16 protein-coding genes and 1 riboswitch are annotated in these 18970 nt (G+C 61.2%); of the genes, 12 read left to right on the top strand and 4 right to left on the bottom strand.

The genetic code is table 11. The features are described from left to right. The first annotated feature begins 3 nt into the window (after positions 1 to 3). The 8 genes from IE127_RS02680 to atzF are packed head-to-tail and all read left to right on the top strand — an operon-like array spanning position 4 to position 8097. Positions 4 to 1047, top strand: coding sequence for an ABC transporter ATP-binding protein (locus IE127_RS02680; RefSeq protein WP_189423071.1), 1044 nt, complete (start codon positions 4 to 6; stop codon positions 1045 to 1047). A 9-nt stretch (positions 1048 to 1056) separates the two neighbouring features. Beyond that, positions 1057 to 1953, top strand: coding sequence for an ABC transporter permease (locus tag IE127_RS02685; protein ID WP_244639891.1), 897 nt, complete (start codon positions 1057 to 1059; stop codon positions 1951 to 1953). Beyond that, positions 1950 to 2753: an ABC transporter permease gene (locus IE127_RS02690; RefSeq protein WP_244639893.1), complete on the top strand. Its 804-nt coding sequence runs from the start codon at positions 1950 to 1952 to the stop codon at positions 2751 to 2753. Before IE127_RS02685 ends, IE127_RS02690 begins: the two co-directional genes overlap by 4 nt. 26 nt (positions 2754 to 2779) lie before the next feature. Then, entirely contained in the window at positions 2780 to 3412 is a 633-nt protein-coding gene (locus IE127_RS02695) for a cysteine hydrolase family protein (RefSeq protein ID WP_189423072.1), read from the top strand. A gap of 2 nt (positions 3413 to 3414) precedes the next feature. Next, positions 3415 to 4806 carry a M20/M25/M40 family metallo-hydrolase gene (locus IE127_RS02700; protein ID WP_244639895.1) on the top strand — a complete coding sequence of 464 codons (1392 nt, stop codon included), beginning with the start codon at positions 3415 to 3417 and terminating at the stop codon, positions 4804 to 4806. A gap of 9 nt (positions 4807 to 4815) precedes the next feature. After that, a complete protein-coding gene (locus IE127_RS02705; protein WP_244639897.1) occupies positions 4816 to 5640 on the top strand; it encodes an urea amidolyase associated protein UAAP1 in 825 nt (274 codons plus the stop codon). A 10-nt stretch (positions 5641 to 5650) separates the two neighbouring features. After that, a complete protein-coding gene (locus tag IE127_RS02710; RefSeq protein ID WP_189423073.1) occupies positions 5651 to 6283 on the top strand; it encodes an urea amidolyase associated protein UAAP2 in 633 nt (210 codons plus the stop codon). A gap of 11 nt (positions 6284 to 6294) precedes the next feature. Beyond that, entirely contained in the window at positions 6295 to 8097 is a 1803-nt protein-coding gene (gene atzF, locus IE127_RS02715; protein ID WP_189424649.1) for an allophanate hydrolase, read from the top strand. A gap of 39 nt (positions 8098 to 8136) precedes the next feature. Here atzF and IE127_RS02720 read toward each other — a convergent pair whose 3' ends face one another. After that, positions 8137 to 9033 carry an MBL fold metallo-hydrolase gene (locus IE127_RS02720; RefSeq protein ID WP_189423075.1) on the bottom strand — a complete coding sequence of 299 codons (897 nt, stop codon included), beginning with the start codon at positions 9031 to 9033 and terminating at the stop codon, positions 8137 to 8139. A 196-nt stretch (positions 9034 to 9229) separates the two neighbouring features. Further along, a riboswitch (guanidine-I (ykkC/yxkD leader) is annotated at positions 9230 to 9336 on the top strand. Positions 9337 to 9407: 71 nt separating this feature from the next. On the opposite strand from IE127_RS02720, the gene IE127_RS02725 reads away from it, so the two are divergent. The 4 genes from IE127_RS02725 to uca all read left to right on the top strand — a co-directional run bounded on the left by IE127_RS02725 (position 9408) and on the right by uca (position 15709). Then, positions 9408 to 10472: a putative urea ABC transporter substrate-binding protein gene (locus tag IE127_RS02725; RefSeq protein WP_189423077.1), complete on the top strand. Its 1065-nt coding sequence runs from the start codon at positions 9408 to 9410 to the stop codon at positions 10470 to 10472. A 62-nt stretch (positions 10473 to 10534) separates the two neighbouring features. Beyond that, positions 10535 to 11350: an ABC transporter permease gene (locus tag IE127_RS02730; RefSeq protein WP_189423079.1), complete on the top strand. Its 816-nt coding sequence runs from the start codon at positions 10535 to 10537 to the stop codon at positions 11348 to 11350. Beyond that, on the top strand, positions 11347 to 12174 hold the full coding sequence (locus tag IE127_RS02735) for an ABC transporter ATP-binding protein (protein WP_189423081.1): 828 nt from the start codon (positions 11347 to 11349) through the stop codon (positions 12172 to 12174). Before IE127_RS02730 ends, IE127_RS02735 begins: the two co-directional genes overlap by 4 nt. A gap of 1 nt (position 12175) precedes the next feature. Beyond that, on the top strand, positions 12176 to 15709 hold the full coding sequence (uca, locus tag IE127_RS02740; RefSeq protein ID WP_189423083.1) for an urea carboxylase: 3534 nt from the start codon (positions 12176 to 12178) through the stop codon (positions 15707 to 15709). A gap of 7 nt (positions 15710 to 15716) precedes the next feature. Here uca and IE127_RS02745 read toward each other — a convergent pair whose 3' ends face one another. The 3 genes from IE127_RS02745 to IE127_RS02755 form a co-directional block, all read right to left on the bottom strand. Continuing rightward, the gene (locus IE127_RS02745; protein WP_189423085.1) at positions 15717 to 15881 is read right to left on the bottom strand and encodes a hypothetical protein; all 165 of its coding nucleotides are present in this window, start codon (positions 15879 to 15881) and stop codon (positions 15717 to 15719) included. A 108-nt stretch (positions 15882 to 15989) separates the two neighbouring features. Then, positions 15990 to 18011 carry a methyl-accepting chemotaxis protein gene (locus IE127_RS02750; RefSeq protein ID WP_244639899.1) on the bottom strand — a complete coding sequence of 674 codons (2022 nt, stop codon included), beginning with the start codon at positions 18009 to 18011 and terminating at the stop codon, positions 15990 to 15992. A gap of 217 nt (positions 18012 to 18228) precedes the next feature. Next, positions 18229 to 18954 (bottom strand): RraA family protein, encoded by a 726-nt coding sequence (locus tag IE127_RS02755; protein WP_189423087.1) that lies wholly within the window; start codon positions 18952 to 18954, stop codon positions 18229 to 18231. Positions 18955 to 18970: the final 16 nt, after the last annotated feature.

An 18970-nucleotide genomic window follows, 5' to 3' on the forward strand; every position in this document is an offset into this window, starting at 1 on the left:
AAGATGATCGGACTGGAAGTCGCAAATCTCAGCAAATCGTTCGGTGCCGGCAAGGTGGTCGACGATGTCTCGCTCAGCATCGAGGACGGCAAGTTCGTCTGTTTTCTCGGTCCATCAGGCTGCGGCAAGACCACACTCCTGCGCATGATCGCCGGGCTGGAGCAGCCGACCTCCGGTTCGATCATCCTCAATGGTCGTGACATTACCGGAACGCCGACCCATGCGCGCAATTTCGGCATGGTGTTCCAGGCACTGGCGCTGTTTCCGCATCTCAACGTGGGCCAGAACATCGGCTACAGCCTGCGCCTGAGGAACATGGAGCAGAAATTCCGCCGCGAGCGTGTGTCGGAACTGCTCGACCTCGTCGCCCTTCCGGGCGTCGAGGATCGCAGCGTCAATCAGCTGTCGGGCGGCCAGCGTCAGCGTGTGGCGATTGCCCGCGCGCTGGCACAGGAGCCGCGCCTGTTCCTGATGGATGAGCCCCTGTCCGCCCTCGACGCGAAACTGCGCGACCATATGCAGGTCGAACTTCGCCAACTTCAGCAGAAACTCAAGATCACGACGGTGTTCGTCACGCACGACCAGCGCGAGGCGATGACCATTGCCGATACGATCGTCGTCATGTCCGAAGGCAAGGTGCAGCAGGTCGGCTCCCCCGTCGATATCTACCGGCGTCCAGCCAACAAATTCGTCGCCAACTTCATAGGTCAGTCCAACCTGATCGATGTCGAGCAGGTCGCACCAGGCACGGTCCGCTTTGGCGAGACGACCTTCCCAGTTGCATCGAATGAGAACCAGCTCGAGGGAACGACACTGTGCGTGCGTCCCGAGGATGTCATCCTCACGGCTCCGGGCGACAGCGCTTCCGGTCTGATTGGCGATGTCTCGTTCGTGCGCGATGTCGGCTCGAGCGTCGAGGTCTGGCTCCAGTGCAATGGCCGGGAAATTCTCGCCACCGCCAGCCCTGCCCGTTGGGCCGAGATTTCAGGCAATGAGCGCCTTGGCATCGATTTCAGCGCCAATTCGGCCACCCTACTCGCAAGCTAGGAAGCCCATATGGCAACCATAAGTGAAATGCGCCCCAGCGGCCTGAATATCCGCGGGCTGAAAAATGTCCCCGGCGGGCTCTCGCAGCTGCCACTGATCTGGCCGGCGCTCATGATCCTGGGGTTCTTTGCGATCCCGCTATTTTTCCTGTTCCGGGTAAGCCTCGCAAACCGGGACCCGGCCGTATATCAGGGCACCGGGTTCAGCCTTCAGGCGTTCACGCAACTCGGCCAGCCGATGGTGCTCAACGCGGTGAGCTTTTCGGTGATGCTGTCGCTGATCGTTGCCAGCATCAGCATGCTGGTCACCTTTCCAGCGACCTACTTCATCACCCGCCTCAGCCGACGTGCCCAAGTGGCCTGGCTGATCGGGTTTTTAAGCACGCTTGCGCTATCCGAGGTGCTGATAACCTTCTCCTGGCAGATCCTGCTTTCGAAAAAGGCGGGCATGTCCAACGTGTTGGTAATGCTGGGCATCCTCGATGAGTCGATGTCGCTCGCACCGAGCTTCGGCGGTGTCGTCGCCTGCATCATCTATCTCGTCATACCGTTCAATTTCATGACGCTTTATCCAGGCCTTTCGCGCCTCGATACGTCTTATCTCGAGGCGGCTCGCACTCTTGGCGCTCGCCCGACCCGGGCGTTCTTCGAGATCCTGCTGCCGTTGATGCGCAAGCCCATCGCCACGGCGTTCCTGACCACGGTGATCATGACGATCGGCGCCTATGTCGCCCCTATCGTGCTCGGAGGCCCGGCGAACTGGACCATTGGCGTCGTCATCAGCGAGGTGGCGATAACGGGACAGAACCTGCCGCTCGCCTCGGCCATAGCAATCCTGTTGATGCTAGTCACTGCAATGCTGGTTCTCGGCATCAACCGCATCGGCGGAAAGGGGTACGTATCATGATGACCGATAAAGCCGCCTGGCTCGCCCGGTTCGTCTTCCTGACCCTCGTTGCGATATTTCTCGCCATGCCGTTGATCGTGGTGTCCAGCGTCAGCTTCAACGACACGGCGCAGATGGTCTTCCCGCCGCAAGGCCTGAGCCTTCGCTGGTACGAGGAGTTCTTCAATGATCCGACATGGGTCGGTGCATTCGAACGCTCGGTCATAATTGCGCTTTCGGCTTCCGTGCTGTCCACCAGTCTTGCGCTGCCGATCGCCTACGCACAATGGAAGCACCGCTCGAAGGTCGCGGATGCGCTGGCCGCACTCGGCGGCCTGCCGTTCATCCTGCCGCCAGTGGTGATTGCTATCGTCTTTCTGCTGTTCTGGGGCATTGTCCAGCACGTCGGACGGATCGAAAACATCATCGTCAGCCATGCCATCACCTTCGTTGCGATGCCGCTTGTGATGATCACGCTGGGCTTCGCCTCGGTCGAGCAGACGCTGGTGGAAGCCGCGGAAACCATGGGCGCGCGGGAGGACCAGGTGTTCCGTTCCATCGCCTTGCCGATTGTGCTGCCGTTCATCATCGCGAGCCTGATCTTTGTGACGATCTTTTCGCTCAATGAGTACCTCATCGCCTACATGGTGGGCGGCTTCGCGACCCAAACTCTGCCGGTCAAGATATTCTCCAGCATGCGAACAGGCTTCACCCCCACCATGTGCGTGGCTGCGGTGCTGTTCCTCACGCTTGGTCTTGCCGGTTTCCTCGCAATCGCGCGCCTCGGCAATCTGCCTAAGCTGATGGGCGCCAAAGGCTAATCCCTCACACGAACAAGAGTAGTTCCATGCAGAAAAAACAGATCCCCCTCATCGTTGATCAGCCCGTCCTGATCGTCGTCGACATCCAAAAATCCGGTATCGGCGATGTCAGCACGGCAATCCCGATCATGCCGGGCGCCGACGAGAACACCTATCGCGCGCGCTCCGTGATCGATGCCGCGCGTGAAAACGACATTCCGATCGTCTTCTTGCAGGAAATCCACCGCAAGTCCGGCGTCGACTATGGCCGTGAGATGGACGGCGACGAGGACGAGCACCTGCGCGAAGACTGGCCGGAAACCGAGATCGCTGCCGATGTCGTTGGCCTGCGTGAGGACGACTATGTCGTACAAAAGCGCCGCTACTCGGGCTTCATCGGCACGGACCTCGAGATCCTCCTGCGCGGGCTTCGCGCTCAGACCCTGTTCCTCGTCGGCGGGCTGACGAACATCTGCGTTCACTACACTTTCGCCGACGCTCACCAGAAAGACTTCCATGTCCGCGTGGTCGAGGACTGCGTGTGCGGCTCCAGTATCGATGCGCACAATGCCGCTTTGAACAACATGGAGTATCTCCAGCACGGTGCGCGGCGTACAGCGGCCGAGATCATCGACGCCTTCAACACCTACGGCGCATCAGCAAAATCCAAGGTGGCGTGATCGTGGCCGCCAGCAACACCGAAACCGCGACGCGCGCCATCTGGCAACGCTATCGCGCTCGCATCGAAGAGCTGTTCGCCGAAATGTGGGCCGAGCCTGAAATGCCGGCGATGGAGTACGCATCGATGGCGCGCCTCGCGGAGTTTCTCGAACGCAACGGGTTCGCGGTCGAGCGTGGTGCCGGCGGCGTCCCCACCGCCTTCAAGGCGCGCAGCGGAAACGGCAAAGGGCCACGCATCGGCATTCTGGCTGAGTACGATGCCCTGCCCTCGCTGGACAATGAGGCGGTTCCTTATCGCAAGGGATCAGGTCGCAAGCCAGGCCACGGATGCGGCCACAACCATATCGGCCCCGCCAATACAGGGGCCGGCATCGCTGCCGCTGCCGCATTGGCTGAACTCGGCCTCGATGGCGAGATCATCGTGGTCGGCTGCCCGGCGGAAGAAATCGGCTGGGGAAAGCTGGCGCTGCAGGATGCCGGCGTGTTCGACGAACTCGACGTCATTCTGACCTCGCACGGTGACTACCAGAACGGTTCGCTGGCGCGTCCCTGCCACGGTGTCGCTTCGGGTGAGTTTCGATTCACTGGCGACAGCGCTCATGGCGGTATGGGCACCACCCGCAACGCCCTTGCAGCCGCAGAAGCCGCGATCGCCGCATTCGAAGCAAAGCGGTCCGAGGCCGACCCGGACTTGCAATTCAAACACATCTTCCGCGTCGCCGGAGTTGCCCCCGGCGTGATGCCGGAAGAAGTTCGCGTCTGGTGCTCGGTGCGCCATCTCGACTTCGATCGGCTGACCGCTGGCTATGACCTGATGCATGAGACGTTCGAGGAGATCGCGGAGGTCGAAAATGTCGGCTTCTCCGCGCACCTGATCAATATGTGCAGGGGCTATCTGGGCAATGACACAATCGGCCATGTGCTGGCCGAAGCACTTGAAGTCATCGGCCCGCCGGCATGGAGCGAGGACGATATCGCATTCATGACCGAGCTCAGCGCGAACAGCGCACCGGGCACCGAATTCGACCTGCATCGGGAGCTCGATTACTTCGATACCGGCGTCGACTATTATGGCCAGGACGATGGCGATGTGAGCTGGGCGATCCCGCTTGGTCGCGTCAACTGGGCGTACCCCAAGAACGTGCCGATCCACCATTGGGCGTGGACAGCGCTGTCCGGGCATTCGGCCAGCACTCCCGGCCCGATGATGGCTTCGGAAGCGCTGGCGCTCGGTGCCGTGGCTCTGGCTCAGCAACCCGAACTGATCGACGGTGCAAAGGCCGAACTGGCGCGGCGGACAGAGGGCCAGACGATTGCTCCACCCCGTTACGGCGCGCGCGCGATACTGACGACCGACCCCGCTGCATTCTGGGATGCGAGTTGGACTGCCTAGGAGAACGCCATGAGTAAGATGGATACGCAAACGCTGATCGCGAAGAACCGTGAACGCTACGAAGCGCTAAAGGCGGCCGGAACAGACCAGTCACCCAAGGCAATGCCGCAACCCACTGCGCTGGGCGAGGCGCGGATCAACGATGATGACGTGATATTCGCCGAGACCATTCCCGGTGGCTGGTATGCAAACTACCGCCTCAAAACCGGCGAACGGTTGCGCCTCGAGAATACCGAGGGCACTGCCGCTGCAGCCCTTCTCGCCTGGAACGCCGCCGATACATCTGAGCGGCTGAACCACGCCGACAGCATCAAGGTGCAATGGACCTCAAAGCTGGCAAAGGGCCGGGTGGTATTCTCCGATATGGGTCGGGTTCTGCTCTCGATTGTCGAGGATAGCTCAGGAGCGCACGATGTGCTGGCGGGCGGTCTTAATAAGGCCGGCGTCGCAGCGAAATATGGCGATGACCCCGATCTGCGGAACACACGAACAAACATGATCCTGGCCGCTGCCAAGTTTGGCCTCGATCCGCGCGATATTCCGCCGCTGCTGACATTCTTCGCGCCGGTCTCTGTCGCCGAAGGCGGAGAACTGAGCTGGCGCGACGGTATCCGCAAGCCAGGCGACTTCATCGAAGTGCGCGCCGAAATGGATTTGCTGGTTGCCGTCTCGAATTGCCCGCATCCGCTCGACCCGTCGCCGGACTATGCGCCGGGCCCACTTGGCGTAACGGTCCTCAAAGCCAAGGACATCGAGGCCGAGGACTTCTGCCGCACCGCGACGCCCGAAGCCGTTCGCGGATTCGAAAACACCGACACCTACCGGAACATGTGAGGCAAGAGCCATGACCGACACTACCGAAAACGGCCTGGTTTACGAACATGAGATACCCGCGCGCGAGCCATGGTCCGGGATCATCAAGAAGGGTCAACGCTTCCGCCTGATCGACACCTGCGGTCAGCAGGCCGTCGACACCTTGTTCTACGCTGCTGCCGACACCGCCGAGCGCTATAGCGCCCAGGATACGCTGCAGGCGCAAGCCGCCGCCTATATCACCACCGGCACGCGGCTGATGTCCAACGAAGGCAATGTCATGCTGACGGTGACCGACGATTCATGCGGGCGGCACGACACCTCCGCCGGCGCCTGCTCATGCGAGTCGAACACCGTGCGCTTCGGACATCACACAAAGTTCGAGCACGCTTGCCGTGAAAACTTCGTCACCGAGGTCACCCGCCACGGCATGTCTAAGCGCGATATCGTGCCCAACATCAATTTCTTCATGAACGTGCCGATCGCCCCGAATGGCGACCTGATCATCGACGATGGCATTTCCACACCGGGATCATACGTCGAGATGGTGGCGGAGATGGATGTCCTGTGCGTCATCTCGAATTGCCCGCAAATCAACAATCCCTGCAACGGCTTCAACCCCACCCCGGTTGGCGTGCGCATCTATGAGGGTAAGACGGCGTGAGCGACGAAGACATGACCCTGCCTATCACCCTTGATTTCACGGCACTGCGCGCGGCATTCGCATCCGGCCTGACCCCGGTGGCTCTCGTCGAGACCGTGATCGAGCGCATGAACGCCTCGCCAGATCCGGCGATCTTCATTGCCCGCGTCGACGATGCCGAACTGAAAAAGGCCGCTGAAGAGTTGATGGCGCGCGCACCCGAGCCCAACTCGCTGCCGCTGTGGGGCATGCCGTTCGCGGTCAAGGACAATATCGACGTCGCCGGCATGCCAACCACGGCCGCCTGTCCGGAATTCGCTTACACCGCCGAGCGCGATGCAACGGTGGTTGCGCGGTTGAAGGCGGCTGGCGCCTTGCTTATCGGCAAGACCAATCTCGACCAGTTCGCAACCGGTCTCAATGGCACCCGTTCGCCCTATGGCGCACCACGCTCGGTGTTCAATTCCGAGTATGTCTCAGGCGGATCGAGCTCCGGCTCGTCGGTGACGGTCGCCTCGGGCCTTGCGGCCTTTGCTCTCGGCACCGATACCGCCGGTTCCGGCCGCGTGCCCGCAGCCTTCAACAACATCGTCGGCGTCAAACCCAGCCCGGGCCGCGTGCCGAACACAGGGGTTCTGCCCGCCTGCCGCAGTGTCGACGTCGTCACGGTGTTCGCCAATACCGTGGCTGACGGCATCGCCACGCGCGCCATCATGGATGGCTACGGCGCCGAGGACCCGTTCTCCCGCGAAGCCAGTCAGGCTGCCCTGCCGGCAACGCTGCGCGTCGGCGTACTGATGGACAAAGACCGCGAATTCTACGGCAATGGCGGCTACGCCAAGCTCTATGAGCAGGCTATCGAGCGTGCGCGCACGCTTGGCGCCGAGATCGTCGAATTCGACTACGCCCCGTTTCGTGAGGCTGCAGCCCTCCTCTACCAAGGCCCCTGGGTGGCCGAGCGCCTGGCCGCGATCGAATCCTTCTTCAACGCGCATGCCGACGCCATGGACCCGACCGTGCGTGACATCATCGCCGGTGGCGCGAACTACTCTGCCGTCGATGCCTTCAACGCCCGCTACGAGCTTGAGCGCCTTCGTCAGCTATCGCTGAAGGAATGGGCGAAGGCCGACGTGCTTCTGCTCCCCACATCGCCCGATATCCAGACGGTGGAGGCGATGAAGGCCGATCCGGTCGCATTGAACTCGCGCTTCGGGCTTTACACCAATTTCGCAAACCTCCTCGGCTACAGCGCCATCGCCGTACCCGCGGGCTTTACCGAAGCTGGTCTGCCGTTCGGCGTCACGCTTGTGGGTCCGCAGGACGCCGACGATGCCCTCGCGCCGTTCGCGTCTCGCCTCCATCGGGTTGCCGAAACGGGCAGCGGCCTCGATCGCAGCAAAGCAATCGAAGATATTCCGCACAACGCCAACGATCGGTTGGAGATCGCGGTCGTTGGCGCTCATCTCACTGGCATGCCCCTCAACCCGCAGTTGACCAGTCGCGGCGGCACCCTGGTCGAGGAAACCCGCACCGCGCCCTTCTACAACTTTTACGCGCTGGCCGGCACAACGCCCGCGAAGCCCGGCCTCCAGCGCACCAGCGAGCAGCAAGACAGTGGGATCATCGTTGAAGTCTGGTCCCTGCCCCGGGCCGAACTGGCGGATTTCATAGCCGCAATCCCGGCTCCGCTTGGCGTCGGCAAGCTCGAACTCGCTGATGGCCGTCACGTCATGGGCTTTTTGTGCGAAGCCATAGGCCTCGCCGGGGCCCAGGATATCACCGAGTTCGGCGGTTGGCGTGCCTACGTCGCGAGCACAACGAAAAAGGCAAGCTGATCGTCGTGGCCGGGCGTTTCGACGCCCGGCCACCAGTACTCAGGCGCGTTTGCGCCCGGCCTCGAGCACAGATTTTACATTGCTCTGGTGTACCGCCTCATAGGCTTCGAAATACTCCACCCCGCCCGTTGCCAGCGCCTCGGCAGCAAATGTCTGGAGATCCTGCTGCGCCAAATCCGGGTGCGCTTCGAGCTGCAACAGCTTTTCGACGTAGATGCGGGTCGCCTCGATGAAGTTACGATCGTACCCGCCCGCCTGAATGCGCTCGACAGAGCCGTGGTTCGGCAGGATCTTGTTGAACGACCACCCCGCGAAACGCTCCAGGTCCACAAGGTGCGCATCAAGCCGGTCCGGCTCGGAAACATAGGTCACCGTGTCTTCCAGCGTGTCACCGGCGAACACCACGTCATGCTCGGGCATATACAAAACCGTCTCATCGAAACTGTGAATATCGAGGTGCCGCAATTCCACTGTGAGCCCCCCGATCTGCAAGGTCATTTCGGTCTCGAAGATCCGGTTCGGCATGATTAGCGGGTTGATTGGCGGATCGCCGCCTTCAAGGGCGTCGCGGTTTGCCTTGAGCGCCTGCTCGGTAAATGTATTGGCGATGATCTCGCAGTCTGAGAACACCGCGTTACCGGCGACGTGGTCGGTGTGCCAGTGGCTCAAGACCACCGTCATGCGCTCCACTCCCAGGCGCTCGAGGGTTTCGCGGACGATCTGCGCATGCGCAATCGACATATGCGTGTCGTAGACCAGGGCCTCACTACCATCGACGATCGCATAGGACGCGGTCCCCAGGGTAAAGGCGCCATCATCGAGCCAGTTCGGACCCTCGGAATGCGCCCGCACTCCGGGAATACGCCCATCATAGAACGCCAAGACATTCGGGTATGGACGCAGGACCTTCATGGTGGAACCCAGCTGAACGCTCATCGTACTCTCCTTCGATTTGCGCCAAGCTTTGCATACAACAACTCAATTTCAAGCCGATTTATGATTTACTTTTCATCTGAGCCTAAAAAGTAATCATTCTGCCAGCCAGATGCGCACCACCCTTCTCGAGCACCTTCCCGAGTGTCGATCACAAGGGGTTTTTGCCTCTGGCACGTGTCTTGCAGCATTGGGTGCACGAGTTCGCGGCTAGGGTTCCGGCGCCATCGGCGTGACTGGTCCGAGAGCTGCCACCATACGGGAGACATCCGTACGGTCGCACGGCGGGACAAAAGCCCGGGAGACCTCTGTGGCCAAGGGATTGGCGGCACGATGGTCGTCACCAATCCCAATGAAACATAAGGTGAGGGATTGGCATGAAAACAATCAGCAGAACTGTACTGGCATTGATGGCGGGCGTCGCGAGCATCGCGACACCGGCAATCGCTCAGGAACGCACGCAATTCAACGTCGCGTGGTCCATCTACGTCGGCTGGATGCCCTGGGGCTATGCCGAGGACCACGGCATCGTCGATGAATGGGCCGAAAAATATGGCCTCGAAATCGAGGTGACCCAGTTCAACGACTACGTTGAATCGATGAACCAGTTTACCGCTGGCGACTATGACGCGGTGACGCTGACCAACATGGATGCGCTGTCGATCCCGGCAGCCGGAGGTGTCGATACCACGGCCCTGATCATCGGAGATTTTTCCGCCGGCAACGATGCCGTCATCCTCAAGGATAGCGATGACCTCGCCTCGATCGCTGGACAGGACGTCAATCTCGTTGAGTTTTCGGTCTCCCACTACCTGCTGGCCCGTGCGCTCGACAGCGTCGGCCTGACAGAGCGCGATCTTAACGTCGTCAACACCGCGGACCCCGACATGGTCGGCGCCTTCCAGACGGATGACGTCACGGCAATGGTCACCTGGAACCCGATGGTCTCGGAAATCCTATCCATGCCGAACGCCAACAACGTCTTCGACAGCTCGCAGATTCCCGGCGAGATCATCGATATGATGGCGGTCAAGACCGACGTGCTCGAAGCCAATCCGGATTTCGGAAGGGCACTGACGGGCATCTGGTATGACACCATGCAGATCATGACTGCAGACACGCCGGAAGGCGCCGAAGCGCGTGCCGCCATGGGCGCCGCCTCCGGCACCGATCAGGAAGGCTACGAGGCGCAGCTTGCCGCCACCAAGCTGTTCTCGACCCCAAGCGAAGCCGTTGAGTTCGTTACATCGCCGGATCTCGAAACAACCATGGATAACGTTCGCAGCTTCCTGTTCGACAAGGGTCTGCTTGGCTCGGGTGCACCCTCAGCGGACGTGATCGGCATCGAACTGCCGGACGGCACCGTTCTCGGCGATGAGAACAACATCAAGCTTCGGTTCACGGACAGCTACATGCAGCAAGCCGCTGACGGCGACCTGTAGAACCACGCGCTTTGGGGCGCTTTGAAGCGCCCCACTCTTCCCACAAGCTCAGGTGGTCCTTCATGCGCTGGATCAACGCAACGCCCACGCGAAGCGCTCGGCTGGCCCTTGCCTTGGTGCCGTTTGTCCTCGTGCTCGTCGTCTATGCCATGGGCTCGGCGGCGCGCCTCGCAGACAATCCAAGCGACAAATTGCTGCCTGGCCTCGCTGCATTCGCCCAAGCCATCGAGCGCATGGCGTTCATGCCGGACCAGCGAACCGGTGAACTGCTGCTGGTGAGCGATACCATCGCCAGCCTGACGAGACTTGGCGCCGGCCTTGCGATCGCTACCGCCATCGCCCTTGCGACCGGCATGGTCCTCGGCATGTTTCCTTACGTTCGCAGCCTGTTAGGCTCGTTTGTTGCGGTAATCTCTATGGTGCCGCCGCTGGCGCTGTTACCGATTCTCTTCATTCTCATGGGGCTTGGTGAAGCCGCGAAGATTGCGCTTATTGCCATCGGCGTGACACCGATCTTGATCCGTGACCTCGCCTTCAAGGTCACGGACCTGCCGCATGAGCAGCTGGTAAAGGCGCAAACCCTGAGCGCCTCATCCTGGCAGATCGGCATGCGCGTGGTGCTGCCGCAGGTTCTGCCGCGGCTTCTCACAAGCCTGAAGCTGCAGCTTGGCCCCGCCTGGCTGTTCCTCATTGCCGCCGAAGCCATCTCGTCGGATTCGGGGCTCGGCTATCGCATCTTTCTCGTCAGGCGATATCTGTCGATGGACATCATCTTTCCCTACGTCGCCTGGATCACGCTGCTGGCGGTGATCATGAACCTGCTGCTTGATTGGCTGCGCTGGGGTGCGTTCCCCTGGGCGCGCGGGAGCGCAGGATGAGCGAGATCGTCATTTCCGATGTCTGGAAGGAGTACGACGAGCAGATCGTACTGGAGCAGATATCCCTCACCATCGCGCCGCGCGCCTTCGTAGCGCTTGTCGGCCCCTCCGGCTGTGGCAAGAGCACCTTCTTGCGCATGCTGCTCGGCGACGAACGTCCGACGCGCGGCACCATCACCCTCGATGGTCATCCATTGCCATCAGAGCCCGGGCCAGATCGGGGCGTGGTGTTTCAAAAGTACTCGGTGTTTCCGCACCTGACGGTGCTCGGCAATGTGCTCTTGGGCCTCGAACTGCAAGGCTCATCAGTGCGGATATGCCTGCGCGGTGAGGCACGCCGGCGCGCCATCGACACGGCGCGCGAAATGATTGCCGAAGTCGGCCTCGCCGGAAGCGAAACCAAGTACCCCGCGCAGCTTTCAGGCGGCATGCAGCAAAGGCTGGCGCTGGCCCAGGCGCTTGTCATGCGACCCAAGGTCCTGCTGCTGGATGAGCCCTTCGGCGCACTCGATCCTGGCATACGCGCCGACATTCACGTGCTGATGCGCCGGCTATGGCATGAAACTGCGCTCACCGTCGTGATGGTGACGCATGACATGCGCGAAGCCTTCACCCTCGCCAACCGTGTCATCGCGTTCGAACGGCCGCGCGACCGGCCCGAAGAGCGCGAGCGCTACGGAGCGCGGCTTAGCCAGGACATTTCCATCTGGCCAGCCCGCCTCGCTGGTGAACCAGATCCCTACAGCCCGGATCGGGACGGCCCGATCCTTTCCGAGGCTTTCAGCCGGGACGACCTGGCACTCGAGACTGTGCCCGGAGACTAAGATGTTCAAAAAGGTTCTCGTCGCAAACCGTGGCGAAATCGCCGTGCGTGTCATCAGAACGCTGCAGCGGCTCGGGATCGGCGCCGTGGCCGTCTATTCGGATGCGGACCGCTTCACGCCCGCTGTCAGACTGGCGGACGAAGCCATTCGGCTCGGCCCCGCGCCCGCAACCGAGAGCTATCTCGATGTCGAGACGGTCATCGCCGCCTGTAAAAGCAGCGGTGCCGAAGCTGTCCACCCCGGCTACGGGTTTCTGTCCGAGAACGCACACTTTGCCCGTCGTTTGTCCGAGGAAGGCATCGCCTTCATCGGACCACGCCCGGAACATCTAGAAACCTTCGGGCTGAAGCACACCGCGCGCGCACTGGCGCAGGAAGCCGGTGTGCCGCTCTTGCCGGGCACCGATCTGCTGGATAGCGCAGAGGCCGCGCTCGAGGGCGCACAAAGCATAGGCTACCCGGTCATGCTCAAAAGCACCGCCGGCGGCGGCGGCATCGGCATGCAGCTGTGCCATGACGCGGACACGTTGCGTCAACGCTTCGAGTCCGTGCAGCGCACCGCCAGCGCCAGCTTTGGCGATGCCCGTGTTTATCTCGAGCGGTTCGTTGCAAAAGCCAGGCACGTGGAAGTGCAACTGTTCGGTGACGGCAAGGGCCATGTCATCGCTCTTGGCGAACGCGATTGCTCCCTGCAGCGGCGCAACCAGAAAGTCGTCGAGGAAACCCCTGCCCCCGGCCTGTCGTCAGAGGTTCGCGCGCGCATGCACCAGGCCGCGATCGATCTCGGCGCCACGGCGCAATATGAATCCGCCGGCACTGTCGAGTTCATTTACGACCCGCAACGCGAAGAGTTCTACTTCCTCGAGGTCAATACCCGGCTGCAGGTCGAACACCCGGTCACCGAGGCTGTCTTCGGGATAGACCTTGTGGAATGGATGGTTCGGCAGGCCGCCGGCGAACCAGTTCTTCAAAATGCAGGAAACCTGGAGCCAAGCGGCCACGCCATCGAAGTGCGCCTTTATGCTGAAAAGCCGAATTCCGGCTTCCAGCCCAGTGCCGGTCGGCTGACCGAAGTGCGTTTTTCCGATACCGCCCGCATCGACGGATGGATCGAGACCGGCGCCGACGTCACCCCCTATTATGACCCGATGCTGGCCAAGATCATCGTCACCGGCGCGGACAGGCCCGCTGCGCTGAAAGCTTTACGCCAAGCGCTCGATGATACTGAGATCGCCGGCATCGAGACCAATCTCGATTATCTACGCGCCATCGCCCGGTCCAATCTTCTCGTCTCTGGCGATGTCGCGACGACGGCGCTCGACCAGTTCGAGTTCACCTCTGACAGCATCGACATCCTGATCCCAGGCGCCCAATCGAGCGTTCAGGAGCTGCCGGGACGCATTGGCCTGTGGCATGTCGGCGTACCACCCAGTGGCCCGATGGACGAGCGGTCTTTCCGCCACGCCAATCGCCTCGTTGGCAACGCCGATGGCACCGCCGCACTCGAGCTGACGGTCTCCGGCCCAAAACTTCTGTTTCATGCCCTCGCCCGCGTGGCTCTGGCCGGCGCAAGCATGCCGGCACGGCTCGACGGCACCCTCATGCCGCACGGCCAACCCTTCGAAGTCGAGGCCGGCTCAGTTCTGGAAGTCGGCTCCGTCGAAGGCCCCGGCCAACGCTCCTATCTCGCCATTGAAGGCGGCATCAAGGCTCCGGAAATCCTCGGCTCTCGCGCCACGTTTGCACTCGGCGCCTTTGGCGGCCATGCCACCGGAACTCTCAAGGCCGGCGAGACCCTGCACTTCGCCAGGGCCACGCAGACGGGACCGAAGCCGCCGGAAGCCCCCGCCGAATTGACCAACCATTGGCAGGTCTCAGTGGTCTACGGACCGCACGGCGCCCCCGACTTCTTCCAGGAGGCGGATATCGATGATTTGTTCTCGGCGGAATACGAGGTGCATTACAACAGCGCCCGCACCGGCGTTCGGCTCCTCGGGCCGACACCGCGCTGGGCCCGCGACGACGGCGGCGAGGCTGGCCTTCACCCCTCGAATCTTCACGACAATGCCTACGCTGTCGGGGCCATCGACTTCACCGGCGACATGCCGATCATTCTCGGCCCTGATGGCCCGAGCCTGGGCGGATTCGTCTGCCCCGCCGTGATCGCGCGTTCCGAGCAGTGGAAAATGGGCCAGTTCAAGCCCGGCGACACGATCCGCTTCGTGCCCGCCGCGCGCCCGGACGATCCGATCCCGACACCTGAAGTCCACCGCCCCGGTCCCGATATCGGTTCCGCCATTGTTGGTCTCGGCGACTCTGGACCGGTCCCGGTGGTCTATCGCCGCCAGGGCGACGACAATTTGCTGGTCGAATACGGTGCGATGACCCTCAACGTCGCCCTAAGGCTACGCGTCCACCTGTTGATGCAGGCGCTACGCGAAGCCAACCCGCCCGGCCTGATCGATCTGACCCCCGGCATCCGCTCGCTCCAGATCCACTATGACGGGACAGCGCTCACCCGCCAGCGCCTCCTTGGTCTCTTGGCTGAGATCGAAAGCTCCTTGCCTCCCGCAGAGGAGGTCAAGGTCCCAAGCCGCATTCTGCATTTACCGCTGTCCTGGAACGACGTCGACGCGCAGCTCGCCATGCGCAAATATCAGGAACTCGTCCGCCCCAACGCACCCTGGTGCCCGGACAATATCGAGTTCATCCGCCGCATTAACGGCCTGCCCGATATCGATGCCGTGAAATCGATCATCTTTGATGCCAGCTACCTGGTGATGGGCCTCGGCGATGTGTATCTCGGCGCGCCGGTGGCAACGCCGATCGACCCGCGGCATCGGCTAGTCACCACCAAATACAACCCGGCCCGCACCTGGACGCCGGAGAACGCCGTCGGCATCGGCGGCGCCTATATGTGCATTTACGGTATGGAGGGTCCCGGCGGCTACCAGCTGTTCGGACGCACGATTCAAGTCTGGAACACCTGGCGCTCGACGCCCTATTTCCCGCAGGAAAAACCGTGGCTGCTCGACTTCTTCGACCAGATCCGGTTCTTCCCGGTCTCACACGATGAGCTGACGGAAGCGCGCGCCAGTTTTCCCTATGGCGATTATCCCATGCGCATCGAAGAAACCAGATTTGATTACGCTGAATATGCGCAGTTTCATCGGCGAGAAGCTGAGTCTATTTCCGCCTTCAAGCAGACCCAGCAGGCAGCGTTCGAGGCTGAGCGGCAGCGCTGGAAGGATGAGGGCCTCGACAGCTTTACCTCAAGCGAACCTCTGGCTGCTGAGGCAGAGTTAGAGGTCCCCGCTGGCTGCATAGGACTGACAAGCACGGTGCCTGGCAGCGTGTGGAAAGTTCTGGTGGAAGACGGCGCTGCGGTTGCCGCCGGCGAAACTGTCGCAATCATCGAGTCGATGAAGATGGAGTTCACCGTCGTTGCCACCGAGGCCGGGAGGGTTCGCTCGATCCGGGCCAGACCGGGTAGCGCCGTGCGTGGCGGTGACCTTATAGCGGTACTTGAGCCTTAAGCCTCATTTACACCAAAAGCACGAGGAGCGCGATGCCGCAGGCGAACAGAAGCAGCCCCCCTATCAAAAGGGGGCGGCGCATCGTGCCGCCAAGCACGTGCTTCATGACACTGATGGCAACAAGGCTGGCGCCCGCGCCGACTAGCAGCGCAATGATGAGGATAATGGCCATGAACGAGTCTCTTTATTGCGAACAGGCCAACGAAAAGGCCCCCTCGCGATAGACGCCTGGAGGCCCACTACGTTCCCTGATTTCCTTAGACGCAGAGCGCGACGAGGATCAGAATTCGTTCCACTGTCTGTCAGTGTCGACTGCCGCATTGCCGTGATTCAGATAGGATTTTGCAGCAGCGGTGACCCTGTCCTGAAGTCCTCGAATCCCGGACCGGCCGCCTTTCGGGCGTGTATCGTTGGCAGGCCTTGCAACATCCCCCAGCGTGAAGACTTCAACGATACGATCGAGCTCCGAGGCTTGAGATTCCGTCTGTTCGATTGCGGCATTCGTCTCCTCGACAAGCGCAGCATTGTGCTGTGTCATCTCGTCCATCTGCCGCACGGCGGTGTTGACCTCCTCGATCGCCGAGGCCTGCTCGGTGCTGGCTTTCGATATCTGCTTCATCAGCTCGGCGTTTCGCTGAACGGCATCGAGCATAGCGACCAACTTGCTGGCAGCCTCGTCTACGAGCTTCGAGCCGTCGCCAACTTCGCTGGAGCTCGTCTCGATCAGCGCCTTGACCTCCGAAGACGCTTCGGCGGCGCTTTGCGCCAGACGTCTTACTTCCACGGCAACCACGGCAAAGCCCTTGCCAGCCTCGCCCGCTCGGGCAGCTTCAACTGAAGCGTTCAGCGCAAGCAGATTGGTCTGGAAAGCGATATCGTCGATCATTCCGATAATGTTCGATATCTTGGCAGACGAGGTTGTGATGCGTTGCATCGCGCCAGTCACACGCTCCATGACCGCCCCACTCTGCTCGGCAAGTTCGGACGCGGCAACAGTCTTGTTGGAGGCTTCCTGGGCCTGGCGTGAGTTCTGGGCCACGTTGGCGGAGAGTTGCTCCATCGCCGCCGACGTTTCTTCAATCGTCGCCGCCTGCTTGGTTGTGCGCTCGGAAAGGTCGTTTGCCCCGGCAAGAATTTCGCCGGTCGCAGTTTTCAGCGCACGGCTGGTATCCTTGAGCTGGCCGACAATCTCGGTGAGCTTGTCGGCGACCGCGTTCGTATCCGTCTTGAGCGCATTGAAGGCGCCCTTGTAGTCGCCGCGCATACGCTGACCGAGTTCCGCGCGGGCCAGCGCGGACAACACCTGCCCGGCTTCCTCCAGCCCGGTATTCACGACGTCCAGCATGCCATTGAAATTCGCTGAAATCCGATCGATATCGGTGTCGCCAAAACGCTTGTCGATACGTTGCGTGAAATCACCATTACTAGTGGCGGAGATCACCTCATCGAAGGAGTGTTGGAACGACTCCATCATGGCTGCACGCTCGGCGGCCAGCACTGCGCGGTCACGTTCTTCCTCGCCCAGCTCAGCAATGCGGATTCCGTTCTCGCGGAACACCGAGACGGCCCTCGCCATGCCACCGACTTCGTCGCGATTGTCAACATACGGCACAGGCTGCGAGTAGTCGCCTGCGGCGAATTTCTGCATCAGTGCCTGCATCACCTGAAGTGGCCTGGCGACGCCGCGCAACACAACGCTCATCGCAAAACCGACAATCACAAGGCTCGCCAGGCCAATAACAGCCATGACGATCATCGAATAGAACTGTATCTCTTCGGCGGCGTAGTATTCCTGCACAGCAACGTCTGTCTGCACGTCGATAAGTGCACTAATGCTATCGCTGATCGGATCCATAGCCGGATACAGCTCCGTCGAGACAATCCCGGCGAGCGCTACTCTGTCCGCCTCGCTGAAGATCGTCAGAAGCCTATCAATGACCGGAGCAGCGGCCGCCATGGCAGCTTCAGCCTGCGCCGCCAGTTCCGGCTCGCGCCCGGTAAACCTGGTGGCGGAGTAAGCCGACCAGTTGGTGTCGATTTGCACAAGTGCGCTATTGACGGTCTGCTCTGCGTCTTCGAACGATAGCGCTCCACCGCGTACTTTTTGAGCGGCGTCAACAATGTCCACAGCGTAGGCGTCTGCCACGTCTTTAAGCTGTACAAGTGGCTTGACGCGATCCTGTACGATCGTTTCTGCCTTATCGTTAGACAGTGTCATGGCGGCGTAGCCGGTAAGGGCTGTCGCCAGGAGCGCGGCGACAAGCAGCCCCATGCTCAGCAATAGTCTCGCTTTGATTGTCATTCGCACCGTGTCCCGCTTGAAGAAAAACGGGCCGCTTCAATCGCGGCCTTTGGACCGGTGATATCGTAGGAATCCTAATAAAAATCTTAGTGAAAGACCAAAGTCTCGTCTCCTGACAGCTAGCCTCCTTGACCGTCAAGGCGACCGACACTCGTTACGAGAGCCGGAAACGAGGCGCCCGTTCGAGCGCCCCGTTCGCTATGCTATCAAGATGGACCTACCAGGGACGCTCTTCGAGCTCGACGGTCTTGTCCATCGGCATACCCAGCTTCTCGTAGAATGCGCGGCGCATGCGGCGGTCCTTGTCCTGAACCCGCCATGCACGCTTGGCGACTTCCTCACCGTCTTCCTGCGGGATCACAACGATTCCATCGTCATCGGCGATCACGCCATCGCCCGGCCGGACATAGACGCCGCCACAGGTGATCGGCTTGTCCATCGATGCAAGCTCCAGCCGGCCGGCCATGTGCCGCATGGAGCGCACCGAGCAGAAGACCGGGTCTTTTTGCATGATGCATTCGCCGGAATCCCGGCACGCACCATCGATAACGAACCCTACGGAGCCCTTGACCCGCGCGTCTAGGAGGTTGTTCGAGCCAAGCAGACCGCAGCGCGATTGCTTTGTATCGATCACGTGCACCTCGTCCGGCGCGCCGAAGCTGTGTCCCGCCGGCCAGAGAGCATCCGGATGCGAAGAGCGGTCCGGATTGCGCTTATACTGGCGGTCGTCGAACTCATCATAGCTCATCGCTGGAATGTGCCGATTGATGATGTTGAACTCGGCAGTCGTTGCGATCCCGGCGAAGAAGACGCCAGGAAAAAGCGGGCGCAGTCTTGGATCCATCTCGTAGGTGTTCATGTAGCCGAGTGAATCGAGGGCGTCGGTGACATCCGAAGTACGGACCTTCCGCAAGATTTCGAGTGTTGCAGAGCTAATAGCCATGATGAATGACCCTTTC

The sequence above is a fragment of the Devosia pacifica genome (assembly GCF_014652635.1).
Classification (GTDB): Bacteria; Pseudomonadota; Alphaproteobacteria; order Rhizobiales; family Devosiaceae; genus Devosia; species Devosia pacifica.